Raw genomic sequence first — 26,718 nt, 5'->3', positions numbered from 1 at the left:
TCCGAGACTCAGTTCGGCCGGGAACGGACGGTCGCAGGCTGGGCACAATTTGCCCGAAAAGCCGCCACTCGGCGGCGCCTTCCAACGTGGGCACGCGGCAGGTTCTTAACCCGGCGGGACTTAGCCAATATCGGGATGCGCTTGGAAAGACGCTGCCAATCCCGTCTTTTCCGGCACCGGCATTCGACTTTTGCTTTGCAGCCAAAAAAGTGCCTTCTCTTTGGCGCAAGTCACTTTGCAGATGAGTCAGGCAGGAGTAAGGTCGCGGCTGCCCACGGAGGGGCTTCAGGAGGCCAAAGATGCTCTTGCACTTGCACTTGCTCTTGCCCGCTACGCCCGCGACATCGTCGCCCGCCAAGCGCTCCATCGATGGCCGCACCAAACTTGGGTGGGCGCGAAGTCCTCACCTCCGTACGCACACATCTGCTCGACGTCGATGGCTTGCGGCGGCAATCTCGGCTCTCTGCGCATCGCAGATGCTCGTCCCCACGAAGGTGTTCGGACAAGCGCTATCGGTCGACTCCGGCCCCCTGACCGTCACGACTCCAGCCCTCTACAACCAGGTGACCGTCGGGACGAAGGGTGTTGCCAGCGCGCTCACCATCACCGGCGCGCAAGGCAATCTGATTTCGACGCAGCCAACCCCCGTGATGCGGGTCGGAAGCGTTGGCACGCTCAACGTCAACGGTAGCGGTCGATTCCAGGGCTATGGCCTGCATGTTGAAGCCGGCGGGATCGTCAACATCGAGGGGCCTGGCAACATCGTGGTCTTCGATGGCACGAGTTTCATCAACACGGGCGTCCCGGGGGAACTCGTTGTCGGTCTCACGGGCGCCGGACGCATCAACATCGCGGCGCAGGATTCGCCCTTGGTGGTGCTGTCCTTGACCGACCAGGCCTTCTCCGGGACCGTCGCACTCGCGGGCAACTCGAACACGCCGGGGCTGACCCACGGGCAGATCATCAAGGTGGGCGCCGCCGACTGGCGAATCGACAACGCCACGCTCGGTCGCGTGGCGCCTGGCGATGGGAACGAGGGCGAGATCCTCGTCGGCGAGGGGACCCTCACCCAGACAGTTGCAGGTGCAGGCACACGGGTGAGCGCGCTGGCCATCGGCATACCCATCAACGTTCCCGGCGCGACCACCGCAGGTGCTGCGACCATGAACGTCACGGGCGGAAACCTGGAGGTGAACACCTCATTGAACGTGGGCACCTTCGGCGGAAACGGCACCGTGAACCAATCCGGAGGCGCGGTGCGCGTTGTCGCCGGATGCGGCGACGCTGCCCGTTGCGCCGCATTCAATATCGGGAACCAGGGCGGGACCGGTACCTACAACATCTCCGGCGGCACGCTCTCGTTCACCGGAGCCGGAGCTTTCATCATCGGCCGCAACATCGGGGCGGGGACGACCCCCAGCACCGGGATCTTGAATATCAGCGGTGGGCAAGTCTCAGTCGCCGCTGGCAACTTCATCGTCGGCAACCCGTTTGGTGGCGCGAGCGCACAGGGAAGCGGCGTCATCAACCAGACCGGCGGAACGCTCACCATCGCCAGTGACGCCACCATGTATCTCGCTGGAAGCGGAAATGGGGTCTACAACCTCAACGGCGGAACGCTGCAGGTTGGCGGCACTTCGTTGCAGCACAACTTCGAAGGCCAGGGCGGGACCTATGCGTTCAATCTCGCTGGCGGGACCGTTCAGGTGACGGGCACTGCGCTGACCACAGACCTCAACGCCATGCTCGCCGCAACCACGACCTCTGCCATCGACACGAACGGACTGGGTGCCACGTGGTCCGGCGTTCTCTCGGGCGCGGGCGCACTGCGGAAAAACGGCGCCGGAACCCTCACGCTGATGGCGCCGAGCACGTATTCAGGCAATACGCTCGTCGACGCGGGCACCTTGCGCGCGGGCGCGGCGAACACCTTCAGCGGGGCCTCTGCGCACGTGGTGGCATCCGGAGGAACCTTGGACCTGGCGGGATTTGCCCAGACACTTCCTGCGTTGAGCAACGCAGGTACCGTGACGATCGGCGCCGGTTCAGGAAACACACTGAGCGTCCTGGGTCCGTACGTCGGCAACAACGGCATCCTGGCCCTCGGTGTAGGCGCGGGAGGCATCGCAGACCGCCTTGTCTTGAACGGGCCCGCCGCCGTGGCCAGCGGCCGGACGACCGTGCAGTTGACCACCGACGCTGGGCTCGGTGCGCCAACGACCGGCAATGGCATCGAGGTCATCACCGGGCTGAACGGTGCGAACACCACCTCGCAGAGTGCAGCAGCCGCGTTTGCACTGGCCGGGGGTCACGTGGACGGCGGTGCGTACGAGTACTACCTCGTGCCTGGCACGACGGCCACCGGCATCACGAACTGGTACCTGAAGACCGGCCTGCCGACGCCGGAGCCACCGATTCCTCCGAATCCGCCGCTTCCGCCGATTCCGTCGGGCGATGTCGTCCCCCCGGTTCCCCCGGGCGTCATCCCGACGTATCGGGTCGAAGTGCCTATGCTCGCAGCGCTCCCCAGCCAGATGCGCCAGGCCAGCCTGTCGATGCTTGGAAACCTGCATCAGCGCATCGGGGATGACGACGTCAAGGGCAGTGCTGGCTCGATGGCCTCCAGCATGGAGCGCCGTGCCTGGGCCCGCATCCTCAGCACGGATTTCAATATCCGGCAGGAGGGCCCGGTCGCCCCGACCAGTGACGGCCGCATGAACGGCTTCCAGGCGGGCACCGACGTCTGGGCCAACCAGAGCTGGCGCGCGGGCGTCTATGTGGGGCAGCTCGACGGTGACATCGACGTCACCGGCTTTGCCCGTGGCGTACCCAACCTGGCTGTCGGCGACAACGACCTGCGCAGCCAGTTCCTTGGCGTCTACGGGACATACACAACGCTCGATGGTTGGTACGCGGATGCCGTTCTCCAGGGCAGCCGCCAGCGTTACACGCTTGAGCCGCAGCTTGGGGTGCATGCTTCCTCGAAGGCGACCGGTTGGCTTGCTTCGCTCGAGGGCGGAAAGGCGTTTGCTCTCACTGGAAACTGGTTCCTCGAGCCACAGCTGCAAGTCGCCTATCAGACGCTCAGCATGGATGAGTTCCGCGTCCTCACGACGAGCATCCAACAGGACGCAGAAAGCTCCTGGCTGGTTCGCGCCGGCCTGCGCGTGAAGGGGCAGTACGCAACGCCGATGGGAATCCTGCAGCCTTACGGCCGGGTGAATGTCTACTGGGCATCGAGTGGGACCGACGTCCTCCGATTTACAAACCCCTCGTCGTTCACCCAGATCTCGACCCCGACCGGCAATACATCGACGGAACTCGCTGGCGGCGGCACGATGGCCGTGTCCAATCGGGTGGACGTATACGGGGAGGTCGGGAAGCTCTGGGCGTCGGGCGGCGACGCCCGCGTCAAGAACTCCATCCAGGGGTCGCTGGGGCTGAGGGTGCGCTGGTAGGTGCCAGGCGAGTGCCGCCCCACGACGGCCGGAACCACGTGCTCGCGACCAATCGACAGCGATAGCGACGGGTCACGCGTTCGTCAATACGCGACAGGATCGCTGTACGCCGGGTCGTCGTGCAGGCCCCAGTAGCCGTCGTACAGGCGTGTGGTGACGGGGCCCGGGAATGCCGGAAGTGGCTTGCCGTCGATCTTCGCGATGGGTAGAACGCCGCCACCGCTCGACGTCAGAAACACCTCGTCGGCCTCGAGAAGGCCGGCAACAGGAAGCGGCGCAACGCGCAAGGGAATGCCGAGCCGCTCGCAGAGTTCGATGACGGTGCGGCGCGAAATGCCTTCGAGTACCCCGCGGTCGGCCGTGTGCACCACGCCATCCCTGACCGCAAAGACGTTGAAGCCCGGGCCCTCGGTGATGTGGCCTTGCGAATCCACCACGCAACTTGTGTCACGGCCGCGATCGTAGGCGTCGAACATGGACTGGACGAGGTCCATCCAGTGGTAGTTCTTGACGGTCGGATCGACCGACTCAGGCGCGATGCGTACACGCTGGCTGACGTGCAAGTCGATCCCTGCGAGCTGCTTCTCGCGCGAGGCGATCCAGACATACGGCAGCGCGTAGGCATAGAAGCGGTTCTCTGCCTGGCGCGGATCGCGCGCGCCCCTGGGCGGCACGCCGCGGGTGCAGACCATGGCCACATAGGCATCCTGGAGTCCGCCGGCGCGCACGCACCCATGAAGGATCTCGCGCAGTTCGGCGCGGCTGTACGGGATCGCCAGATGCATCTTCTGCAGGCTATGGAAGAAGCGGTCCATGTGGGCATCTAGCCGGAAGAAACTGCCGCGCCAGGTCGTCGCGACGTCGTAGGTCACGTCCGAGCGCGTGAAGCCCCAGTCGAACATGGAAATCTTGGCTTCGGACAGGGGCGCATAGGCGCCGTCGATGAAGACGCAACCGCCTTCGAACTGATTGACGGGTGGTGTGGGCGGGATGGACATGTTCTGCACTCCTTTGCGTAAATTGTACGTCGTTCAATTTAAATTGAACAGCAGACAATAATTTGTAGAATCGACCCATGTCACTCAAGCGCAGTTCGAAAAGTCCGCCGGCATTGCCGCGCGCGCGACCCGGCCGTCCGCGCAAGGCGCAGTCTCCGGGCGCAGCGGCCGAAGTGCTCGGGCGCGAGCGCATCCTCGCTGCGGCGCTTGCGCTGATCGACGAGAAAGGCCTTGCGGCGTTCAACATCCGCGCGCTGGCGACCGCGCTGGGTGTCTACCCGGCGGCGGTCTACTGGCACGTGCCGAGCCGCGGCGCGCTGGTGGGTGGCGCCATTGCGCTTGCGCTGGAGGGCCTGGCCAGGGATCTGCCCGAAGGGCCATGGCAGCTTCGGCTCGGGGCGCTCATGCGCGGCTTTCGGGATGTATTGCGTGCCCATCCCCACCTGGCGCCGGCGGTGGCGAGCGAGCTGGCAACCAACGCCAGCTTCGACGCTCCGCTGCTCGACCACGTGATCGCAGCGCTGGAGGATGCGCGCTTCGAGGGGCAGGCACTGGTCGATGCCTTCAACGTCGTCATCGCCGCCATGTGCGGCTTTGCCACGCTGGAGCTGTCCACCGCGCCGGTCGACATGGGCGCCGAATGGCAGGAAGCCTGCCGTGCGCAGATCGATGCGGTCGATCCGCTTCGCCATCCGCACCTTGGCCGGCACGTCGGCGCATTGCGCGACCGCGCATTCCAGCTGCGCTGGACGAGCGGCCACGACAAGCCGCTGGAGAGCGGCTTCGAAGCGTGGATCGACGTGGTGCTCCGAGGGCTCGAATCGCGCAGCCGGATGCTGCGTCGCTGACGAGCTCGCCGATGACGGAATGCATCCGGCCTTGAGGAATCATCACACGCCGGGCGTGACGTCACCCTGATCGTCGCCAGCCGGGACCCCTGGCCCTTCGGCGATTTGCCGGCTGCCACCCGTCTGCGGGCCGCCCCGGTTGCCAATGCCGGTAGCGGGCCTCACAATCCGCCCGCTCCGCTACGCGGGCTGGTGAGTCCGGCGAACAGGTCGTCTGGATTTTTCGGCGCGCATCAACTATCGATTGCCTGAGGACGACGCATGAATTCAAGACGCTTGACGCTGGTGGTGCCCATCCTGATGTCCGCCTTGCTGGCGGCCTGCGCCAGCGGGCCGGGCGGTGCGCCGCGGGATTCGCTCACCCGGATCGGCCAGTCGCAGACCCTCAAGCTGGGCTATCGGGAGGACGCCAGGCCGTTCTCGTTCAAGGGTGCCGACGGTGCACCGGCCGGCTATTCGGTGGAACTGTGCAAGCGCGTAGCCAGTTCGATCCAAGCCCAGCTCAAGCTGGCCAGGCTGGACGTGCAGTGGGTGCCCGTGACCGCAACGACCCGGATGCAGGCAGTCAACGACGGCACCGTCGACATCGAATGCGGCAGCACTTCGCGCACGCTGGGTCGCGAGCAGCAGGTCGACTTCAGCAATCCCATCTGGGTCGAGGGAAGCTCCTTCGTCTCGCTCGCATCGTCCTCGATCGGCCGCGCGCCGGACCTCAACGCGAAGCGGGTGGCCGTCATTCCAGGCACGACCACGGAACAGGTGCTCAAGGGGTTGTCGTCGCGCGGCATCGTGCCGGTCTTCGTGCCGGTGCAGACCAGCCCCGACGGCATCGCCGCGGTGCGTGGGGGACGGGCCGACGCCTTTGCCACCGACAGCCTGATCCTCGTCGGTGAAGTGACGCGCGCGCCGGCCGGCGCGCCCTTGCGGCTCGGCGATGACTACCTGTCGATGGAAAGCTATTCGCTGATGATGCGGCGCGATCCGGACCTGCGACTGGCAGTGAACAGAGCCTTGGCCGAGACCTACCGCAACGGCGACATCGTCAAGGTGTTCCGCCAGAGCTTCCCGCCCGGCACCAATCCGTCGGCGTTGGTCGAGGCCGTCTATCTGCTGAACGCGCTGCCGGAGTAGGCTCGAGCGCAGGTTCAGGCGCCACGCCAGAGTGAAGCTGGCCGGGTCGCTGCCGCTTTCACGAATGATGGCTGCTTCGCGCGGCGGCTTGCCTGCAAGCGCACGGGCTCACGGGGAAGCGCTCCCGACGACCGGGAGATCGAACCCGCCGCCCAACGCGAGATGGAGATTGGTGCGCTGCGCCAACTGCTCCGTCTGCACACGCAGCAGCGAGGTGCGGGCTGCGTACAGTGAAAGCTGACTCTGCTCCACCGTTCGCAGGTCGGCAGAGCCGATGCGGTATTGAGTGCGCGCGATCTCGAGCGCCTGTGCGGAGTCGCGCACTGTCGCCGCAAGAATCGCATCGCGCTCGCGCAAGCTCGACTCCGCCCCCAGCGCGCTCTCCACCTCTCCAAACGCCTTCTGGCCCGCGCGTGCGTACTCGGCAACCGCCTGCTTCTGTTCGGCCGTCCTGATCTCGACCTGGGCCTGCAGCGCACCTCCCTGGTAGATCGGCGCCACCAGGTTGGCGCCGAGGCTCCACACCGGGCTGTTGACATCCTTGAGGACGATCAGGTCACTCGACACATTGCTGCCGCCGGCCGTCAGGCTGATCCTCGGGAGTTGTGCCGCCTTGGCCTCGCCGACCCGATCGAAGGCCGCGGCGACGCGGCGCTCTGCGGCCACCACGTCGGGACGGCGCTCCAGCAACTCCGAGGGAACGCCTACCGGCGGCGGCGGCGGCATCGACGACAGGCGATCGGCGACCGCAATCTCCGCCGACGGGTAGCGCCCTACCAGCAGTTCCAACGAACGCAGCGCCTGATCGCGCGAGAACTCGATCTGCTTGACGGTGTCGCGGTAGGTCCCCACGTTGGCACGCGCCTGCATGACGTCCCGCTGGTTGCCATTCCCCACGCGCAAGCGATCGTCGGCCATCCGCAGCAGGACTTCGGCCGATTGCAGGGCGTCCTTGGCAATCTGGCGCTGCAGCCCGGCCTCGACCGCCAGGAACCATGCCTTCGACACAAGGGCGGCCAGCGACTGGCGTGCATACGCGTAGTCGGCCTGTGCCGCGACGGATTGCGCCATGGCAGCCGCGCGTCCGTAGCGCAAGCGCCCCCATACGTCGAGCTCCAGCGAGGCGTTGAGAAACACGCCTTCCAAGCCGCCGCCCCCGCCCGACTTGCCTCCGCCAAGACCGACGACGCCGACGGACGGGAGCAAGGCACCGGATGCGACCTTCACGTATCCCGCCGCCTGCTCGACGCGCGCCGCGGCCACGCGCAGGTCGGCGTTGTAGACCAGGGCGTCGTTGACCAGCGCCGTCAGCGCCGGCTCGTCGAAGGTTGCGAGCCAGCGATCGGCCACCGGTGCCGGGACGCCGCCGCTCGCCCGATAGGCCGCCGGCACGGGCGCCAGAGGCCAGACTTCCTGGCCCAGTTCGGCCGTCGTCGGTGGCGCCTTGAGTGCACAGCCGCACAACAGCGCCGACAGGGCTGCTGCAGGCATCCACGCGCTACGGGCTATGGGGAACATCAATGCAGCTTCAACACAAGGTAGTTGGTGATCGCGCCAACACGCAGGATGACCATGCGGACGATGTGAATCATCGCGACGTGATCCGTATAGATCGCACCATCCCCATCCGCTCCGGCGGCAAGGAACAGGTCGCGATGCTTGTCGTCGACGATCAGCTTGACGGGAAAGCGGCCCGGCACCTGCGGGAACGCACCTGTCTGCGGCAGCGATCCCGACTGGACCACCTGCCCCTGGCCCTGTGCCCAGACGATGGAATCCACGGTGGCTCCGATGACTTCGCCCGGGTGGGTCTTGAGCGTGAACTCCGCACGATTTCCGGGCTCGACCAGCCGCAACTCGTTCTGGCTGTACAGCGCGATGACCTGGTAGGTCTCCTCGACGAAGGTCATCGCCGGCACCAGCGGCATCGCGACGACGAAGGAGCCGGGCCGCAGCTGCACGTTGATCGCATAGCCGTTGGCCGGCGCGTACACGGCGGTCTGGTCGAGGTTCCACTGTGCGTTCCCTAGATCGGCGCGGCTGATGTCGACCTGGGCCTTGGCGGTAGCGAGCTGGGCGCGTGCGGATGCAACCGAGGCCTGCTCGCCGTTGACCTGCCCCGACAGCTTCTGCGAGACCTGCGCCTCGTTCGCCACCGCCGTAGCGACCTGCCCCTGCAGGTCGCTGAGATTCGACTCGGCCTGCTCCAGTGCGAAGCGGTCGCCGGCGCCGGTCGCCACCAGTTCACGGTTCTGGCGCACGCGCAAGCGGGCGAGTTCGAGCCGCGGCTGCAGCGCCCGGACCTGACCCGTTGACGCCTTGAGCTGTTCCTGCAGCTGCCGCGCGCCGGCCGAGGCATCGACCAACGCGGCGCCGGACTGTGCGAACTTCGCCTCGTCGGCGGCGAGCTTGGCCTTGGCGGCGTTGAGTTCGTTCTGGTACTGGGTCGGATCGATGCGGAACAGCAGTTCGCCCTTCTTGACGAGGCGATTGGGCTCGACGGGAACCTCGAGCACGCGGCCCCTGACCTGCGGAATCACCTGCACGACGTACTTGATCACGCGAACGTCCGACGTCGACGGTGCGACGACATTGAGCGTCAGGATCATCGCGGCCATCGCGACGATCGGGATGACCACGACCGTGACCTGCGTGGACGTGTTCCACGGCAGCCACTTCAGCTTGATGAAGAAGAGCCAGACGAAGAAGGCGTAGATGCCAAGCAGCAGCGCTTCCATCAGCGGACCGCCTCACGAGCCTCGACGGATGGGGCGGCTTCGGCCGGCACTGCCGCTGCAGCCAGGTCCCTGCGCAGTTGCTTGAGTGGAGCGGAAAGCGTCCCCTTGGCATCCATCGCATCGAGCTCTTCGCGCAGATGCGCGATGTCATGCGCGAGCATGTCGCCGGTGAGGGCCGCCCTGCCCTGCTCATGGAAATAGTCCTCGTGTTTCTCGGTACCGTACGCCGCCTTGTAGGCAACCGGCTTCACGAAGGCCCACAGCCAGGCGATGGGCCACAGCAGTCCGCCGAAGACCAGCGACAGCAGGCAGAGCGTCTTGATCGCATCTCGTTGCGGATGGTGCCGCTTGTGCGCGATCTTCTCGGGCATGACGTGCACCATCCAGAACAGCACGATGCCGCCGATGGGAACGGCGAAGACGACGAACCACGCAATGCCGGTGGCTGCCGAGGCCATCATCTCGGGCGGCAGGAACGACGCATTGGCGCAAGGGGCGCCCAGCAGCGCCATCAAGCCGGCCACGGCAGGCGAAAGTGAACGCGATGCCGGCGCTCGACCCGAAAAAATGCGCATGGTGGGCTCCAATGACCTCGTTATCACGAAAACAGTGCGTTTCGCCTCGCCACCCAGGACTTGGAGCAGCCTGGCGAGCGCCTCAGCAAAGGATGCTTCGGGGCGGGACTTACGGCAATACTACCTTGGTCTCATGGTCGTCCAGGGTCCTCCAATGCTGCGATGACATCGCGGGAACGACGCTCCGGCGCAACATCGCCCCTAGAACTTCTCCTCGATGAATCTGACCGGATGGGTGGATTCGCGATGCGCGATCTTGCCCCGCCTCGGCAGCTTGATCTTCTCGTGCGGGACTTCGCGATAGGGAACCTGGCTCAGGAAATGGGAAATGATGTTGAGCCGGGCACGCCGCTTGTCGTCCGACCTGGCGACATGCCAGGGCGCGAAGTCGGTGTCGGTCGACGCGAACATGTCGTCGCGTGCGCGCGAGTACTCGTTCCATCTGCCGTAGGACTTGATGTCCATCGGCGACAGCTTCCATATCTTGCGCGGGTCATGGATGCGGCCCTCGAGCCTCCGGGTCTGTTCCTCGGGGCTGACCTCCAGCCAGTACTTGAGCAGGATCACGCCCGAATCGAGGATCGCGCGCTCGACCAGCGGCACGGCGCGCAGGAACTCCCGCGTCATTTCCTCCGTGCAGAAGCCCATGACGCGCTCCACGCCGGCGCGGTTGTACCAGCTGCGATCGAAGATGACGACCTCGCCGGCGGCGGGAAGGTGCGGCAGATAGCGCTGCACGTACATCTGGCTCTTCTCCCGCTCGCTCGGCGCCGGCAACGCGATCACCCGGAACACGCGCGGGCTCACGCGCTCGGTGATCGCCTTGATGGTGCCCCCCTTGCCCGCGCCGTCGCGGCCCTCGAACACGATGCAGACCTTCAGGCCCTTGTGCACCACCCACTGCTGCAGCTTGACGAGTTCGACATGCAGGCGCTCCAGTTCCTTGTCGTACTGCTTGCGCGCGAGCCTGCTCCCGGACGACGCGCCCTTCTCGGGCTTCGACTTCGAGTCGTCGGGCACGGCGTGCGCCTCACCCTCCGCGCCATTCGTCGTTCGATGCTTCTGCTGCATGGCATGCCCCTCGCTCTGCTTTTGATTGCCATCAAGATAGCGCAAGGGGCAAGGGGCGCAAATCCTACTTTGGTGCGATTCACATGTCGCCCTTCGCGGGTTCAAGCTCGGTCCAGGCAGTTCCACGCCGGCTCGCATGACGCACCTCCCCGAGAAGATCGCCACCGCACCTGTCGACCCGTCGATGCCTCCGGCGCCGGTCGGCGGGTGGCGCGCGATGCTGCCCGCTGCCCGATGGCTGCCCGCCTACCGGGGCAGATGGCTGCCGCACGACGCGATGGCGGGAATCACGCTCGCCGCGTATGCGATTCCCGTTTCGCTCGCCTACGCGATGCTGGCCGGGCTGCCGCCGCAATGCGGCGTCTACGGCTACCTGGCAGGCGGCCTGCTCTATGCGCTCTTCGGCTCGTCGCGCCAGCTGGCAGTGGGCCCTACCTCGGCGATCTCGATCCTCATCGCACCGACGATGGCCGCCGCGATGGCCGCCGGCGATCCTGCGCGCGCCATCGACCTGGCCGCGCTCACGGCCCTCGTGATGGCGGGCCTGAGCATCCTTGCGTGGCTGCTGCGGCTGAGCTCGCTCATGAGCTTCGTGAGCGAGACGATCCTGCTCGGCTTCAAGGCCGGCGCAGCGCTCACGATCGCGATGACACAGCTGCCGAAGCTGTTCGGCGTCAAGGGCGGCGGCGAGCACTTCTTCGAACGGGTGGCACTGCTGGCGGGGCAAGTGCCCGACACCCGATGGGCGGTCCTCGCCTTCGGGCTGATGGCGCTTGCGCTCCTGATCGCCGGCGAGAAGCTGCTGCCGGGCCGGCCCGTCGCGCTGGCCGTGGTGGCGCTCTCGATCGTCCTCCTGTCCGTGACACCGCTGGCCGGCCTCGGCCTGCCGGTCCTCGGCGACATGCCGACCGGACTGCCTGCCATCCACGCACCGAACCTGCGCCTGCACGACGTGGACGACGTGCTGCCTCTGGCTTTCGCCTGCCTGCTGCTGGCCTATGTCGAGGGCGTGTCCGCGGCCCGCACCCTGGCCGAGCGGCACGGCGACACCATCGATGCGCGGCAGGAGCTGCTCGGACTCGGTGCAGCCAACCTGGCGGTGGCCTTCGCCCAGGGCTATCCGGTGGCGGGAGGCCTTTCGCAATCCTCGGTCAACGACAAGGCCGGCGCGAAGACGCCGCTGGCGCTCGTCTTTGCCTCCATCGCCATCGGCCTGTGCCTGGTGTACCTGTCGTCCCTGCTTCGAAACCTGCCCCACGTGGTGCTGGCGGCCATCGTGCTGATGGCCGTCAGGGGTCTGGTCGACGTGCCCCAGTTGCGCGCGCTCTGGCGTGCGAGCAGGTACGAGTTCGGGGTGGCCGTGATCGCCTTCGCAGGCGTGCTGGTGCTCGGCATCCTCAAGGGCGTGATGCTGGCTGCCGTGGCGTCGCTTCTGCTGCTGATCCGGCGGGTGGCGCAGCCGCACGTGGCCTTCCTGGGGCGCATTCCGGGCACGCGCGCCCTCTCGGACATCGCGCGCCATCCCGACAACGAAGCGATCGAGGGCGCGCTGGTGTTCCGCGTCGACGCGGCACTGCTCTATTTCAACGTCGAGCACGTGCAGGAGGCGGTCCTTGCCAAGGTGCATGCCTCGGCACGACCGATACGGCTGGTGGTCTGCGACCTGTCGACTTCGGCCAACATCGACCTCGCGGGTGCACGCATGCTGGCCCGGCTTCATGCACAACTGGGGACGCAGGGCATCGCGCTGCGCCTGGCCTCGGCCCATGCCCGGGCGAGAGACATCCTGCGCGGAGAAGGCCTTGATGAGCAGCTCGGCGTTCCCGCCCGGGGCGTGACGCCCCTCGATCTGCTCGACGAGTTCGCGGGTTCCGCGCCGGCCGGTGGCCCCTCCTCGGGGCCGCAAGCGGGGCGCTAGCAGGCGCCGACGCGCCGCGGGCAAGAATTCCCGGGAGGTGCTCAGTTCGTCGCGCCGCGGCCGTCGCCCTGAGCGACCCATGCAATCGAATCCAGCAGCGCCGCTGCATCCACGGGCTTGCGGAAGAACGACCTCGCGCCCATCTCCTTGGCCAGCTGGCGTGCAGTCGGATCATCGCTCGACGACAGTGCGATCACCGGCAGCACCTTGGCGACTGCCCGCAAGGCGGCGCGGGTCGCCGCCGCCCCGTCGCGTGCGCTGCGCACGTCGAGCAGCACGCAGGCCAGCCGCATGCCGCTCGCCTGTTCGATGAAATCGGCCAGCGAGGCGCAGGGACGCGCCTCGAAACCCGCTGAATCCATGAGGCGCGACAAACCCTCTCGCACCGAGGCATCGGCGTCCACCACATAGACGATCTGCGGGGCAGTTGGCTCGGGCATCTGGCGTCACCTCTCTGTTCCGCAGCTAGATGTAGCGCTCGGCATGGGCCAGCGCGTCGGTCTCGGGCGGCATCTCGGCGAACGGGCAACGCACGGCCGCGATCGCAGCGCTCACCCCCTCGCCGATCGTCAGCTCCGACAGCACGAAGGCGTTGGCCGGCCCAGGCTCGTCCTCGGCGAGCCGCACCCCCATGCGGCTCAGTCGCATTGCCGACCGACGCAGGCGGAGGTGGCTCCCGGGATCGTCGAACACGGTCTCGATGTGCTCCCTGATGCGCTCGAGCGTGGCAATGCTGGCCTTGGTCTCGATGAAGTCATGCACGGTCTGCGCAAGCTCTCGTTCAAGAGAGACGATCTGCGCGCGGTTGGCAGCCGTGTCCTCCAGCAGGCCGCTGGCGCCGTCGATCGCCAGCTTCACCAGCCGCAGGCGCGCTGCGAGCCAGGCCTTTCGCTCGCCGAGACCGGTTGCCTTCATGTCCAGGTCCACGATGCGCTTGAGTGCCAGCTGGGCCAGGCGGCGGATCAGGATGCGGCCCACTTCCAGCCGCGCTTCCTCGAACGTGGCCGAAGGCGCGAACAACCGATGGCCAGAGAAGCTCACCGTGACCAGCGGAACATCGTGGAGCACCCGGTCGCCGTCCTGCCGGTTGCCGAGCACGCTGCGCTCCTCCTTCTTCATCGCCAGCAACGCATAGGCCTCGCCGCTTTCGCGATGGGAAGCCGTCGCAAAGTACGCTCGGAGCTCCTTGGAGCGGCCGAGAAAAGCGGGCACGTCGTCCGCGGCAGCGAAGAAGGCGTTCAACCGCGGGTCGCCGCTCCAGGCGGCACGCGCGAGCACCAGGGGCTCCATCGGCTGGCGACCGGCCTCGCGCAGGTAGGCGATGGTCCTGCGCATGCTGCCCTCGAGCTTGTCCGCATACCGAGGCTGGAGGCGAAGGCGCGGATCGACCGTCTCGACCACCAGTTCGGTCATGTCGGCGACGAGCTGCTGCTCCTCGGCATCGCCCGCATTCGGTGCGTCGCGGCCGAACAGGCTCGAGGCCACGCGATCGAACAGGGCGGACAGGTCCATCGAAGCCGATCCCGCTACCAATCCATCTTGGGCACCCATGCCCGCAACACGCGCCCCTGGTAGGAACGCCCGTTGATGCGCTGCGCCAGCGATTCGGCGTGGGCACGCGACATCTCGACGTCGATCAGGGCGGTGGGCGCTCCGCTCTCGTTGGCGAGGCGGATCTTGTCCGCCTGCGCGAAGCTGCTCAGCGCTTCGCGAATGCCGTCCTCGGTGACGTCGTCGGGGAGGTTGCCTATGACGATGTGTATCTGCATGAACTCTTCCTCCAGTGCTCCGAAGCTACTCCGGAGCCGACGCGACGAGAATCCTACTTTGGTCGGATTCCCACTGAACCCTGCCCAGGCGCATGCTGCCCTGCACCCTCCGGATCGACCCGTGCGACCGATGAACGCAGCCGAATACCTCGCGCTCGAGTCGCTTCGCGACGGGCGGCCCGTGCGCATCCGGGCGCTGAAGCCGGCAGACAGGGACGCCATGCTCGCCGCCGTGGGGCGCACCGGGGATTCGTCGCTCTACCGCCGTTTCTTCTCGCCGAAGCACGGATTCACCGAGCGCGAGATCGCCTACTACATGGAGGTCGACTTCGTCGGCCACGTGGCACTGGCAGCCGAACTGGACGAAGGCGGTGCACCGGTCATCGCGGGCGGCGGACGCTACATCGTCGGCGAGCCCGGATGTGCCGAGATGGCCTTCGTGGTCGACGACCCGCACCAGGGGCTCGGAATCGGCAAGCTGCTGATGCGCCATCTGGCGCTGATTGCGAAGGCATCGGGAATAGACACGCTGAGCGCCGAGGTTCTCGCCGACAACGCGCCGATGCTGGCGGTATTCAAGACCAGCGGGCTGCCGCTGCGTCTTGCCCGCGACGGCGGCATCACGCTCGTTCACATGGATTGCCGCCACGCTGCTGACACGGCGGGTGACGATGATCCTTCTTCCAAGCCAGGAGCGCACTGATGGCAAGCAAGGAACTTCCCCCGCCCGCGGTCTCTGCCCTTTCGGGGCTTTCCGGCCTGTGGCCGCTGCAAGCCGCGCAGGCCGCTGCCGAATACGGAATCGATGCCTGGCAACGCGGCATCCTGACGCTGGACGTGCTGCGCGAACGCGGCAACCAGTACCTCGAACACAGCCGCTCCGGCAAGCCGCCGGTCCTGGTATTCGACTATGACGTCGTGCTCGACGCGCGCGAGTTTCCGAAGCCCGCGAACTATGCGCTGGCACGCATCAAGCCCGACACCACCCACGCCAGGACCGATCCGAAGAAGCGGCCCTTCGTCGTCATCGACCCGCGTGCCGGGCATGGGCCGGGCATCGGCGGCTTCAAGATGGACAGCGAGATCGGCATCGCGCTGCAGCACGGTCACCCCTGCTACTTCGTGATGTTCTTCCCGACACCGATGCCGGGCCAGACCATCGAATCGGTCTGCGCAGCGGAGATCGCCTTCATGCGCAAGGTCAACGAGCTGCATGCCGGCGCCGATGGCAAGCCCTTCGTGATCGGCAACTGCCAGGGCGGCTGGGCGCTGATCATGCTCGCGGCGCTGGCGCCCGACTCGGTCGGGCCGATTCTCCTGGCCGGATCGCCGGTGTCGTACTGGGCCGGCGTGGAGGGAAAGAACCCGATGCGCTACTCCGGCGGCCTCATGGGCGGCACCTGGCTGGCCTCGCTGGCCGGCGACCTGGGGCACGGCAAGTTCGACGGCGCCTACCTGGTCAACAACTTCGAGAGCCTCAATCCCTCGAACACCTACTGGTCCAAGCTCTACAACCTCTATTCGCAGGTCGACACCGAACGCGAGCGCTTCCTCGAATTCGAGAAATGGTGGGGCGGCCTCTTCCTCATGAACAAGGAGGAGATGGAGTGGATCACCCGGAACCTCTTCGTCGGCAACAAGCTCTCGGCCGGCGAGGTCGAGTCCTTCGATGGCCGGCACCGCGTCGACATCCGCAACATCCGGACGCCGATCGTGGTCTTCGCGTCCTGGGGCGACAACATCACGCCGCCGCAGCAGGCGCTCAACTGGATTCCCGACGCGTATGCCAGCGTGGACGAGATCCGACTGAACGAGCAGACGATCGTCTACTGCCTGCACGAGAAGATCGGCCACCTGGGCATCTTCGTCTCGGCCGGCGTGGCCAAGCGCGAGACATCCGAACTGGCGAGCGCGCTCGACCTCATCGAGACCCTGCCGCCGGGGCTCTACGAGGCGGTGATCCAGGACACCCAGCCCGACACGCCAGGCCTCGCCTACGTCGAGGGCCGCTACCTGATCCAGTTCGCGCCGCGCACCATCGAGGACATCCTGGCCTTCGACGACGGCCGCAAGGACGAACAGGCCTTCGAGGTGGTCGAACGCGTGGCCGAGATCAACCAGGGCCTCTACGACACCTTCGGGTCGCCGCTGGTCAGGGCCATGACGAGCGAGACGGGCGCCGAGGCGGCCCGGGCGATCAACCCGTCGCGCATGGAGCGCTGGGCCCTGTCCAACCTCAATCCCTGGATGTTCTGGGTGCAGGCCTTGGCGGACAACGTGCGCGCCAACCGCCGCCCCGTCACGCCGGACAACCCGTTCTCGAAGACCGAGCGTGCGGTCTCCGGCCAGATCGAGCAGTCGCTCGACCGCGTGCGGGACGGGCGCGACGAGATGTCCGAGCGCATGTTCAAGGCGATCTACGAGGCACCGTGGCTCGCCGCCGCCGTGGGTCTGGGCACCGATGCGCTCGGCCGGCGCGGTCCCAGGTCAGCCACCTGGGAGCAGAGCGAGCTCAAGCGACTCAAGCGCGTGGAGATCGAATCCCAGTTCGAGAGCGGCACGCTGACGGATGCGTGGGCACGGCTGTTGCTATATGTGCGTCGGGAAGAAAACGTGGTCGATGAGCGACCCTACAACCTGATGCGCCGCATGATCGAAGAGATCGATCCCGATCGTCGTCCCGCGCCTGCTGCGGTGAAGGCCGCGATGAAGCGACAGGCCTTCGTCCTTGCGCTCGACGAGGAGCGCGCGATCGCCGCGCTGCCCGGCCTCGTGCCCGAGATGCAGCAGCGCAGCAAGGGCTTCGAGGCGGCACGACGGGTCGCGGGTGCACGCGGCGCGCTGACGGCGCACCAGGAGGAGCGGTTCCGCCGGGTGGCCGCGCTGCTCTCGATCGACGACAAGCCGGTGCGCCCGCGCGCAGGCACCCGCGCAGCCGCGGGCAGCAGGAAGGCCGCTCGATGAGCGATGCGATCCTGGTCCTCAACGCCGGCTCCTCGAGCCTCAAGTTCTCGCTGTTCGCTGGCAGCCATGACCTGCCGATCGTCGCCAGCGGCCAGGTCTCGGGGCTCTACACCGGCGCGGCGCGCTTCGCGGCCAAGGACGAGGCTGGCCGGCAGGTCGCCGAGGTGCACTGGGATGCCGATGCAAGACCAGACCACGATGGCGCGATCGCGCGGATCGTGGAATGGCTGCGGGCGACGCACGGCCCTTCGCACCGACTGGCCGCCGTCGGCCATCGGGTGGTGCACGGAGGCATGGACCACGCGGGACCGGTGCGGGTGGACGGCGAGCTGGTGGGCCGGCTCGAGCAGCTGATACCGCTCGCGCCGCTTCACCAGCCGCACAACCTGGCGCCGATCCGTGCGCTCCTGGAACGATCGCCGGAACTGCCGCAGGTGGTCTGCTTCGACACCGCCATGCATCGCACCAACCCGGCCATCGCGCAGATGTTCGCCCTGCCGCAGGAGTTCGCCGAGGCCGGCGTCAGGCGCTACGGATTTCACGGACTTTCCTACGAATACATCGCCTCGGTCCTGCCCGAGTTCGATCCCCGTGCGGCCAGCGGCAGGACGGTGGCGCTGCACCTCGGCAACGGCGCGAGCATGTGTGCGCTGCAGGCCGGCCGGAGCATCGCGAGCACGATGGGATTCACCGCGGTCGATGGACTGCCGATGGGCACGCGTTGCGGCGCGATCGATCCGGGCGTGATCCTCTACCTGATGGATCAGCGCGGCATGGATGCGCGCGCCATCGAGAGGCTGATCTACGGCCAGTCCGGCCTGCTGGGAGTCTCCGGCGTGTCGAGCGACATGCGCGAGCTGCTGGAATCCGATCGACCCGGGGCCCGGGTGGCGATCGACCTGCTCGTCTATCGCATCGGACGCGAACTCGGCTCGCTGGCCGCGGCGCTGGGCGGCCTCGACGCCATCGTCTTCACCGCGGGCATCGGCGAACGCGCTGCGGCGATCCGCGAACGCGTCTGCCGCGACGCCGCATGGCTGGGCGTCGAGTTCGACCCGGATGCCAACGCGCGCCATGGCCCGCGCATTGCCACTCCGGGCAGCAGCGTCGCCGCCTGGGTGATTCCGACCAACGAGGAACTGATGATCGCGCGCCACACGCGCGATCTGCTGCTACGAGGATGAACCGCATGCCGACACCGCACGATCCCGTCCTCGCCGGCAAGAAGGCGCTGGTGGTGGGAATAGCGAACCAGCATTCGATCGCCTACGGCTGCGCCCACGCCTTCCACAGCCTGGGCGCCGAGCTCGCGATCACCTATCTCAACGAGAAGGCGCGCCCCCACGTCGAGCCGCTGGCCCAGGCATTCGGTGCGCCCCTGGTGCTGCCGCTCGACGTCGAGCAGCCCGGGCAGCTCGAGGCAGTGTTCGAGGCCATCGAGAAGCGATGGGGCCGGCTGGACATCCTGGTGCACTCGATTGCCTTCGCACCGAAGGAGGACCTGCAGGGCGGCCTGCTCGACTGCTCCGCGCAGGGCTTCCAGCGGGCGATGGATGTCTCGTGCCACTCGCTGATCCGGATGGCGAAGCTCGCCGCGCCGCTGATGACCGATGGCGGCACCATGATGGCCATGAGCTACCTCGGCGCGCAGAAGGTAGTGCCCAACTACAACGTGATGGGCCCCGTCAAGGCAGCACTGGAAGCGACCTGCCGCTACCTGGCCTACGAACTCGGCCCTAAGGGCATCCGCGTGCATCCGGTGTCGCCCGGGCCGCTCAAGACGCGCGCCGCCTCGGGCCTGAAGGATTTCGACCTGCTGCTGACGGAGGCGGCCAACCGGGCGCCGGTGGGCGAGCTGGTCGACATCGACGACGTCGGCTTTGCCTGCGCCTACCTCGCGACGCCCTATGCGCGAAGGCTCACGGGGCAGACCCTCTACGTGGACGGCGGCGTCAACATCATGGCCTGAGCTCAGCGCCCCATCCGCGCGTCGTAGCTTCGCGATACGCGTTCGATCAGTGCGGGGTCGCGGGCGCCGGTGGCGTCGAACTGCACGCGCACGCTGCCGTCGGCCTGCCGGCGCACGCTCGCCGAGACGGTGCCCGCGCCCAGCGTGCCCACCACCGTGCCGCTGGCCCGATCCTCCACGGTGACCACCAGCCCCTGGTCGCGCATCGCACTCGCCGCGGCATCGAAGGACCGGTCGAAGCTGGCGGGCGCGACGGCAGGATAGAGCGTGGGCGGGTAGTAGACGCAGCCGCCCAGCGCCGCGGCGGCAGCGAGCAGCACGGTCAGGGAAAGGGTCCGGATCGTCTTCATGGGGGCCTCCATCTTGCGCAAAGATCAATCGATTAGAGCTCGTCCGGCGGCAGTGCGCTATGGCCGCATCCAGGCACTGCCGAACTGCACGTAGTAGACCGGGCCGGTGGGACCGTAGGCGACGTCCAGGCCCATGTGGAGCCCGTACTTCCGGGCGATCTCGTAGCGCAGGCCGAAGCCGCCCGTCGTCACGTTCTGCGATGCACGATTGCTCCGGTCCTGGTTGCGGGTGCCGCCGGCGCCGGCAAAGCCGACGAGGCTGAACCGCTCCCAGAACTGCCAGCGCAGTTCGGCTTCCACCTGGGCCGCGAAATCGCCTTGATAGCGCATGACCGGCACGCCACGCAGGCTGATGAATGGCCGCAGATAGAACGGCACGTCGCCGAAGCTCAGCACCGAACTGCCCATGACGCCGAGGGTCAGGTCGCGTGCGAGCGGGTGGTAGTGGATGGCCGCGAGGTTGACGCGCTGAAAGGCGCTGTCGCCGCCCAGCGCCTCGCTGAACAGACCCGCGGACAGCTCCAGATAGCTGCCCCGGTTCGGCGTGAACATGTTGTCCCGCGAATCGAAACTGAGGGTCGGCAACAGACCGCCGACCCTCGAATCGCGCTGGAACGCCGGCTGCACCTGTGGCTCCTCGAGCCCGTTGAAACTGACGGAGGTCGAGGCGAGCGCGTAGCCCAGCCCGACCCACACCGGCGACTCCGCGATGCGATAGCGCCCCTGCAGCACCAGGGCAGTGGTCTTGAGGTTGTACGAGCGCGGATGATCCTGCAGCGCAGCGTCGTGGCCGATGCCGTAGAAGTCCAGGTTCACCGAGGCGCGCATGACACCGGCCAGCGTCTTCACCCGGTCGTCGAGCCAGTGGCGCATGTCGCCGGCGAAGGCTCCCTTGGTGCCGTTGTCCGTGCCGAGTGCGCCGACCACCGTGACATTGGGCCGGCCGAAGCCCGCCGCAGCGTCCTCCCTGGGCTTGTCGATGAAGGTCAGGGCGCCGACCGCTCCGAGCCCGATGGTCGGTTCCGTGATGGGAATCGCGAGCGGCACGAAGCCATAGGACTGGTCAAGGAACTCGCTGATGTCCAGCCAGCCGTCGTCGGCCGATCGGATGCGCGGCCGTGCCTCGGGAGCGGCCTGACCCTCGGCCCCGCCATCCTGCGCAAGCGCCGATGTGCCGGCGACAAATGCGAAGCACAGCAGCAGCGCAAGTGACGTGAAAGGACGAGGACGATTCAGGGCTCCTCCCTGCTGCGCTTCAGGCCAGCATCCAGACAAGGACGGTCCCACCGATCGAAAGCAGGACGTGGCCGAACGCCACGGTGCTGGAATAGCCGATGACCGCCACCGGGCTGTTCGACCGCTCCTGCACCGCGGCCAGCCCGGCCGTCATGGTCTGCGCGCCGGCCAGCGCGCCGAGCAGCAGCAAGGGATTGAGCCGGAGCACGTAGCGGCCGAACAGCAGGCCGGTGAACTGAGGCACCAAGGTCACGACGATGCCGGCCAGGAACACGGTCAGGCCGATCTCCTTGATCGCCTGCACGAACACCGGTCCGGCCTTCAGGCCGATCATCGCGACGAAGGCGGCCAGCCCGATCGACTTCATGAGGTCGGCAGACTCCTCCGACAGCGCTCCGAACGTCGGCCGTACCGAGTTGCGCCATCCCATCGCAAGGCCCACCAGCAGGGTTGCCACGCTCGAGCCCAGTGCCACATGGACACCGCCGGCCGGAAAGGAGAGCACGACGCCCAGCAAGGCACCGGCGAAGATCGCCAGGCCCAGCGCCAGGTAGCTCGTGGGGTTCCCGGGCGGCAGCAGCTCGCCGATCAGCGGGCAGGCACGGCGCACGGCGGGCTCCAGCCCATGCAGCGTGACGACATCGCCCACCATCAACCGAGTGCCGGGCATCACGGGAATCTGCTCGCTGCCACGGCGCACCGCCTTCAGGAAGACGCCCCGCACCTGCGGCGAGGCGTCGCGCAGATGCTGCAGCGGCCGTCCCGCCATGTTGCGGTCGCGCAGCACGACGTCGAAGGTGGCGGAGGGAACATCCAGCAACTCGCGATCGAAGACTTCGCGGTTGCGCTCGCCCACTGCGCGGACCAGCGAGGCGTGATGGCCGATCACGGCCACCACGTCGCCCTGCTTCAGGACCAGGTCGGGCGATGCCTCGAGGATCAGGCCGTCGCGCCGGATGCGCTCGACGAAGATCCGCTCGTCCGACACCAGCGATTCCACCTGCTCGATGGTCTTGCCGGCCACCGCGGAGCCACCGTGCAGTTCATAGGCGCGCAGCTCGAACATGTGCCAGGCCGACGCAATGCCCGGGTCGTGTCGCTCGAAGCCCATTTCCTTTTCCAGTGCGAGGGCCTCGGCCTTCAGGTCGATGCGAAGCAGTCGCGGCCCCAGGTACGAGCAGAAGAAGATGACGCCAAAGGTGCCGAAGACGTAGGTCAGCGCATCCGCCACGGGTATCTGCGCGATCAGGCGTTGCTTCTCGGTCTCGGCCAACGGCAGGGAACGAATGGCCTCGCTGGCCGTGCCGATGATCGGAGACTCGGTCAGCGCGCCCGACATGAGGCCTGCGGCATAGCCCAGTTCCAGTTTCAGCAGCACCGCGAGCGCATAGCTGGTGAGCAGACCCATCACGGGAATCCACACTGCCAACGCGACCCAGCGCCAGCCGCCGTCGCGCACGCCGCGCACGAAGCCCGGCCCGGCCGAGAAGCCGATGCCGTACATGAAGAGCAGGAACACCAGCGACTTGGCGGTATCGGACACCGGGACATGCCAGAAGTTGCCGATCAGCACGCCTGCCAGCAGCGATCCCGTGACCGGACCGAAACCGACGCCGCCGATCTTGAACTTGCCGATCCAGTAGCCCAGGCCGATCGCCAGGAAGACAGGGATTTCCGCGTAGCGCTCGAAGACGGGGGCCAGCCAGTTCATCGCTTGCCTAGAAGCTGTGCTTCAAGCCGATGTCGAAGCCGGACGAATGGCTGTCCGGCGCGGTGATGGAGCCGTTGAGCGTGTAGGAGGCGCCGCCGCGATTTCGCAGGTAGGCATAGGTGCCGTAGGCGGACGTCCGCTTGGAGAAGCTGTAGACCACGCCGGCGGCGATCTTGTCGGCGCGAGGGTCGCCTGCGGCATCGGTGCCGTAAGACGAGTACGACATCTTGAACTGGGTGAGACCGAGCGGAACGACGGCTCCGACCAGGTAGCCGGTGGCGGTCAAGGGCAGCAATTGCTTGACCTCGTCGTGGTAGTAGCCTGCACTGAGCTTCACGACCTGGAAGTCGTAGGACGCCGCGATGCTGTAGGCGTCGATGTCGCCGCTGGTGACGGTCCGTGCAAAGCGGGTGCGGCTTCCTGCCACGGCCACGGCTAAGCCGCCGGACGCCCAGCCGACCCGTCCCGCGTAGCCATCACCGTCGTCGGCGTTCACGTTGAGCAGGCCGTTCACGTTGGGCAGGCCGCTCACGTTGGTGTTCTCGCCCATGAAGTACTGAGCCTCGCCGAAGAAGCCCCCGAGGCTCGGCGGCAGGAAGTAGCCCACCATGTTCGAGGCCCGTGTGGCCGTGGGCCCGTCGATCGAGAGGACGTCGGCCAGGTTGGCGCCCACGCCGGTGGTCGAGAAGGGGTCGACGTCATCCCGATTGCGGAACAGCGAAGTGAAGTCCCGGCCCAGCCGCAGTTCACCCCACAGATCGATCAGGCTCACGGTGGAGCGCCGGCCGAAGAGCGCGTTGATCGTGCCGTCGGGCTGGTTGTTGAAATTGCTGGTGCCGGTGCCGCCGGTGTCCGCGTTGATCTGGCCTTCGAGCCAGAAGCCCGCGGCAAGCCCGCCGCCCAGATCCTCGTAGCCGCGCACACCCCAGCGGGATGTCGAACTGCGCCCGCTCGCCAGCTGGGTCAGGCTGGCGATGCTGCCGGTGCCGTAGCTCAGCGCGAGGTCGACGATGCCGAAGAACGTGACCGAATCGGCCGAGACCGGCTTGGCGACCTGAGGGCTTTGCGCGGCAGCCCCCACGGCCGCAAGAACGAGCGTGCCGGAAGCTGCGGCTTTCGCGACGATCCTCATGCCACACCTCTTCGAACCATTGCGGGGATGTTCATGGCTGCCATCGGACGTCACCGATCCGGCCGGGTTTCGCTTCGCTTGCGCTTCGGGGCCAGGGCCGAAGGCCTGAGCAGCTTCAGCCCATGGGCTGCTTCGTAGCCATGGATCTCCTTCACGTCCAGCTTTCGCATGAACTGGATGGTGTCGGCCGCGATCACCTGGCCCGGCACCATGATCGGGAAGCCCGGCGGATAGGGGATGACGAAGTTGGCGGCCACCAGCGGCGGCCCGTTCTTCAGCCGCTCGTCGATCGCGGAATCGCCCAGCTTCACATGCTCGCAATCGGCTTCGCGGTAGGCGGTGTAGAAGGCCTCGCGCATGTGGCCTTCGGTCGTGGCGCTCCTGGCGTCGTCGCGGAAGGCCTCGTGGAAATGACTGAAGTTGGGCAGATCGGGGACGTCGTCCATCAGCGCCTTGACCCGCGCGTCGAACGCAGCGCGCGCGGCCTTTCCGCCCTCCAGAAGACGCTGGTCGACCTCGCGAGAGATGTCGGCCAGCACCTTCAGCAGGTGGGCCACGTCGCTGCGCGTGTTGTTGATGTTCGTCTGCACCAGGATCGAGTTGCGCGAGGTCTTGTTGATCTGCACGTCGTAGCGCGCAGCCAGCAGGTTCTTGAACTCGGTTCCGTCATAGCCGGCGCGGCCGGTGACCAGGGTCAGACGGGTCGGGTCCAGGGCGAACTCGTCGTCGTCCCAGGCCTGCAGCACCTCGTTCCAGGGTGCGTGCGGCGCGCCGTAGTCCTCGATGCCCGAGGCGCGGAACTCGCGAGGCACCATCTCGCCGGGCGAGAGGATGTGGAAGAACCGGGAGATCAGCGAATGGCTGTTCACCTGCCGACGCAGGTCCAGCGCCAGCGTGATGGCCTCCATCACCAGTTCGTAGCCTTCCAGCTCCATCTGCCGCCGGGCGATGTCCAGCGACGCGATGATCTGCTGGTTGGGCGATGTCGAGGTGTGGGTATAGAAGGCCTCGTGGAACTGCTCGTGCACCTGACCGAAATCCTGGTCCCGCACCAGGATCATCGATCCCTGGCGCAGCGCCGACATGGACTTGTGGGTGGAGTTCGTCTGGTAGACGCGGATGCGTGCACGGTCGGGATCGGGCATGAGGCGCTTGTCCAGAAGCGACACGTCCGCCGGATCCAGATCGTCACCCACCTTGCCGCCCATGCTCTCCTTCCACTGCTCGTAGGCCTGCCGGTACTCGGGTGAGAGCAGGCTGTCCTCGAGCAGATGCGCCGCGCCGATGCCGGTACGGCGCCGGTGGAAGGGCGAGAAGCGGGCAAATGCAAACCAGGCTTCATCCCACAGGAAGATCAGGTCGGGCTTGATCGCCAGGCACTCCTCCATCACCCGGCGACAGTTGTACATGTGGCCGTCGAAGGTGCAGTTGGTCAGGTCGACCAGCCGCGCGCGCTCGAGCTTGCCTTCCGACTTGAGCGCCAGCAGCGCCTGCTTGATGCTGCGCAACGGCACCGCTCCGTACATCGAGTAGGCAACCATCGGAAAGGCTTCCAGATAGAGCGGTTGCGCACCGGCCAGCACCAGCCCGTAGTGGTGCGACTTGTGGCAGTTGCGGTCGATCAGCACGATGTCGCCGGGACGGCACAGCGCCTGCACCACGATCTTGTTGGAGGTGGAAGTCCCGTTGGTGGCGAAGAAGGCTCGATCCGCACCGAAGGCGCGTGCGGTCATGTCCTGCGCCTCCTTGATGTTCCCGGTGGGATCCAGCAGGCTGTCGAGCCCGCCCGAGGTGGCCGAGGATTCCGCGAGGAACAGGTTGGCGCCGTAGAACTGGCCCATGTCGCGGATCCAGTTGGACTTGAAGATGGATTTGCCACGCGCAAGCGGCAGGGCGTGGAAGGTGCCGACAGGCCGCGCCGCGTACTTCTTGAGGTTGTCGAAGAATGGCGTGCGATAGCGCTCGGCGACGCCGGCAAGGATGCTCAGGTGGATCTCCATGAGCTCTTCGACCTCGTAGAACACCCGCCGCACGGCAGTGGCCTGCGCACTCGTGGCAACCGCTTCGACGTTGCGCTCGGTCACCAGGTAGATGTCCAGCTCGGGGCGGATGCGCTTGATCGCCCCGGCCAGGAGCAGGCCGTTGTCATGCTGCAGGCCGTCGTCCCGGATGTGGCCGAAGCGACGGACCAGTTCGCGCACCGCCGGCATCTCATGCTTCGACCGGAACTGGAAACCGTCGTAGATCACCACGGCCTGCAGGTTGCCATTGACGATCGTGGCGACGACCGCATCCTCGAAGCTGAAGCTCTGCACCAGCTCGTAGGTAAAGCCGTCCTCGGGGCGGCGCAGCTTGCGCACCTCGCGCTGCACATTCGCATCGCGCGTGGCCTCCAGCGACACCGTGAGCACCTCGAAGTACGGGCGGCTCACGCGGTCGGCCACCAGGCCGGGCGGGATGCGTTCGCCGACATCGCCTTCGGCCTCCTCGTCGATGTTCCAGGCGGCGGCGTCGCGCCGGTAGGAGCCCGAGAAGATCGCCAGCTTGATGCGATGCACCGCCGTCACGAAGGCCGCCAGGTCGCCCTCGGCCTGAAGCTGGCGCAGCCGCCGCATGCGTTGCAGCCCCGGAAAGGCCCAGAAGCCCTCCAGCGGCTCGAGCTGGGTGAGCAGCGCCTCGATCTGTGCGGCCAGCTGCGGGTTGCCGCCGCCGCCTCGCAGCTGCGACTGTGCCACCACCTGCAACTGGCTCCAGCGGTCGCGCCGGGCCTCGGTCGCGCCGAGGAAATCGCTGAAGTCGCGGTCGCCGCCTTTGGCGATGCCGTTGGAAGTCTCCTGGTTCACCATGCGT

General features: G+C 66.9%; 21 protein-coding genes. 8 read left to right on the top strand and 13 right to left on the bottom strand.

Annotation, left to right across the window (positions count from 1 at the left end; all coding sequences use genetic code 11):
- The first annotated feature begins 476 nt into the window (after positions 1 to 476).
- Positions 477 to 3,458, top strand: a complete 2,982-nt coding sequence (locus tag QTH87_RS23300) for an autotransporter family protein (RefSeq protein ID WP_286612475.1) — start codon at positions 477 to 479, stop codon at positions 3,456 to 3,458.
- Positions 3,459 to 3,541: 83 nt separating this feature from the next.
- Here the strand turns inward: QTH87_RS23300 and QTH87_RS23295 are convergent, their stop codons facing one another.
- Positions 3,542 to 4,456 carry an aminotransferase class IV gene (locus QTH87_RS23295; protein WP_286612474.1) on the bottom strand — a complete coding sequence of 305 codons (915 nt, stop codon included), beginning with the start codon at positions 4,454 to 4,456 and terminating at the stop codon, positions 3,542 to 3,544.
- A gap of 77 nt (positions 4,457 to 4,533) precedes the next feature.
- Here QTH87_RS23295 and QTH87_RS23290 point away from each other — a divergent pair, with 77 nt between their 5' ends.
- A complete protein-coding gene (locus tag QTH87_RS23290) occupies positions 4,534 to 5,304 on the top strand; it encodes a TetR/AcrR family transcriptional regulator (protein WP_286612472.1) in 771 nt (256 codons plus the stop codon).
- Between the two features lie 261 nt (positions 5,305 to 5,565).
- Positions 5,566 to 6,435, top strand: a complete 870-nt coding sequence (locus QTH87_RS23285; RefSeq protein ID WP_286612471.1) for an amino acid ABC transporter substrate-binding protein — start codon at positions 5,566 to 5,568, stop codon at positions 6,433 to 6,435.
- A 108-nt stretch (positions 6,436 to 6,543) separates the two neighbouring features.
- Here the strand turns inward: QTH87_RS23285 and QTH87_RS23280 are convergent, their stop codons facing one another.
- From QTH87_RS23280 to ppk2, 4 genes are all read right to left on the bottom strand, one after another.
- Positions 6,544 to 7,926, bottom strand: coding sequence for a TolC family protein (locus QTH87_RS23280; protein WP_286612470.1), 1,383 nt, complete (start codon positions 7,924 to 7,926; stop codon positions 6,544 to 6,546).
- Between the two features lie 26 nt (positions 7,927 to 7,952).
- Positions 7,953 to 9,173, bottom strand: a complete 1,221-nt coding sequence (locus QTH87_RS23275) for an HlyD family secretion protein (protein ID WP_286612469.1) — start codon at positions 9,171 to 9,173, stop codon at positions 7,953 to 7,955.
- Entirely contained in the window at positions 9,173 to 9,685 is a 513-nt protein-coding gene (locus tag QTH87_RS23270; RefSeq protein WP_286612651.1) for a DUF3302 domain-containing protein, read from the bottom strand. The genes QTH87_RS23275 and QTH87_RS23270 overlap by 1 nt, the downstream gene beginning before the upstream one ends.
- Before the next feature lie 264 nt (positions 9,686 to 9,949).
- Complete coding sequence (gene ppk2 / locus QTH87_RS23265; RefSeq protein ID WP_444812832.1) at positions 9,950 to 10,819, bottom strand: polyphosphate kinase 2; 870 nt, start codon at positions 10,817 to 10,819, stop codon at positions 9,950 to 9,952.
- 136 nt (positions 10,820 to 10,955) lie between these two features.
- Between ppk2 and QTH87_RS23260 the strand changes: the two genes are divergently transcribed.
- On the top strand, positions 10,956 to 12,737 hold the full coding sequence (locus tag QTH87_RS23260; RefSeq protein WP_444812831.1) for a SulP family inorganic anion transporter: 1,782 nt from the start codon (positions 10,956 to 10,958) through the stop codon (positions 12,735 to 12,737).
- Between the two features lie 41 nt (positions 12,738 to 12,778).
- On the opposite strand, the gene QTH87_RS23255 is transcribed toward QTH87_RS23260, so the two are convergent.
- From QTH87_RS23255 to QTH87_RS23245, 3 genes are read right to left on the bottom strand one after another with little or no spacing between them, the layout of a single operon-like run.
- Positions 12,779 to 13,177 (bottom strand): response regulator, encoded by a 399-nt coding sequence (locus QTH87_RS23255; RefSeq protein ID WP_286612467.1) that lies wholly within the window; start codon positions 13,175 to 13,177, stop codon positions 12,779 to 12,781.
- A 25-nt stretch (positions 13,178 to 13,202) separates the two neighbouring features.
- On the bottom strand, positions 13,203 to 14,249 hold the full coding sequence (locus QTH87_RS23250) for a hypothetical protein (RefSeq protein ID WP_286612466.1): 1,047 nt from the start codon (positions 14,247 to 14,249) through the stop codon (positions 13,203 to 13,205).
- Positions 14,250 to 14,263: 14 nt separating this feature from the next.
- Positions 14,264 to 14,506, bottom strand: coding sequence for an RNA recognition motif domain-containing protein (locus tag QTH87_RS23245; protein WP_286612465.1), 243 nt, complete (start codon positions 14,504 to 14,506; stop codon positions 14,264 to 14,266).
- Between the two features lie 130 nt (positions 14,507 to 14,636).
- On the opposite strand from QTH87_RS23245, the gene QTH87_RS23240 reads away from it, so the two are divergent.
- From QTH87_RS23240 to fabI, 4 genes are read left to right on the top strand one after another with little or no spacing between them, the layout of a single operon-like run.
- Positions 14,637 to 15,209 (top strand): GNAT family N-acetyltransferase, encoded by a 573-nt coding sequence (locus QTH87_RS23240; RefSeq protein ID WP_286612464.1) that lies wholly within the window; start codon positions 14,637 to 14,639, stop codon positions 15,207 to 15,209.
- On the top strand, positions 15,209 to 17,470 hold the full coding sequence (locus QTH87_RS23235) for a TerB family tellurite resistance protein (protein ID WP_286612463.1): 2,262 nt from the start codon (positions 15,209 to 15,211) through the stop codon (positions 17,468 to 17,470). The genes QTH87_RS23240 and QTH87_RS23235 overlap by 1 nt, the downstream gene beginning before the upstream one ends.
- Positions 17,467 to 18,654 (top strand): acetate/propionate family kinase, encoded by a 1,188-nt coding sequence (locus tag QTH87_RS23230; protein WP_286612462.1) that lies wholly within the window; start codon positions 17,467 to 17,469, stop codon positions 18,652 to 18,654. The genes QTH87_RS23235 and QTH87_RS23230 overlap by 4 nt, the downstream gene beginning before the upstream one ends.
- 5 nt (positions 18,655 to 18,659) lie before the next feature.
- Positions 18,660 to 19,439, top strand: coding sequence for an enoyl-ACP reductase FabI (gene fabI / locus QTH87_RS23225; protein WP_444812830.1), 780 nt, complete (start codon positions 18,660 to 18,662; stop codon positions 19,437 to 19,439).
- A gap of 2 nt (positions 19,440 to 19,441) precedes the next feature.
- On the opposite strand, the gene QTH87_RS23220 is transcribed toward fabI, so the two are convergent.
- Genes QTH87_RS23220 through QTH87_RS23200 form a run of 5 tightly spaced genes read right to left on the bottom strand, consistent with a single transcriptional unit; the run spans position 19,442 to position 26,714 of the window.
- Positions 19,442 to 19,789 (bottom strand): hypothetical protein, encoded by a 348-nt coding sequence (locus tag QTH87_RS23220; protein WP_286612459.1) that lies wholly within the window; start codon positions 19,787 to 19,789, stop codon positions 19,442 to 19,444.
- A gap of 57 nt (positions 19,790 to 19,846) precedes the next feature.
- Positions 19,847 to 21,064 carry a BamA/TamA family outer membrane protein gene (locus QTH87_RS23215; RefSeq protein WP_286612457.1) on the bottom strand — a complete coding sequence of 406 codons (1,218 nt, stop codon included), beginning with the start codon at positions 21,062 to 21,064 and terminating at the stop codon, positions 19,847 to 19,849.
- The gene (locus QTH87_RS23210; protein WP_286612456.1) at positions 21,045 to 22,736 is read right to left on the bottom strand and encodes an aspartate-alanine antiporter-like transporter; all 1,692 of its coding nucleotides are present in this window, start codon (positions 22,734 to 22,736) and stop codon (positions 21,045 to 21,047) included. The genes QTH87_RS23215 and QTH87_RS23210 overlap by 20 nt, the downstream gene beginning before the upstream one ends.
- A gap of 7 nt (positions 22,737 to 22,743) precedes the next feature.
- Positions 22,744 to 23,868 (bottom strand): porin, encoded by a 1,125-nt coding sequence (locus tag QTH87_RS23205; protein ID WP_286612455.1) that lies wholly within the window; start codon positions 23,866 to 23,868, stop codon positions 22,744 to 22,746.
- Positions 23,869 to 23,918: 50 nt separating this feature from the next.
- Positions 23,919 to 26,714: an aminotransferase class I/II-fold pyridoxal phosphate-dependent enzyme gene (locus QTH87_RS23200; RefSeq protein WP_286612454.1), complete on the bottom strand. Its 2,796-nt coding sequence runs from the start codon at positions 26,712 to 26,714 to the stop codon at positions 23,919 to 23,921.
- Positions 26,715 to 26,718: the final 4 nt, after the last annotated feature.

The organism is Variovorax jilinensis, assembly GCF_030316885.1.
In the GTDB taxonomy this organism is placed as follows: Bacteria; Pseudomonadota; Gammaproteobacteria; order Burkholderiales; family Burkholderiaceae_C; genus Variovorax; species Variovorax jilinensis.
The sequence above is the reverse complement of the archived record's forward strand: the minus strand, read 5'-3'. Positions and strand labels throughout refer to the sequence as shown.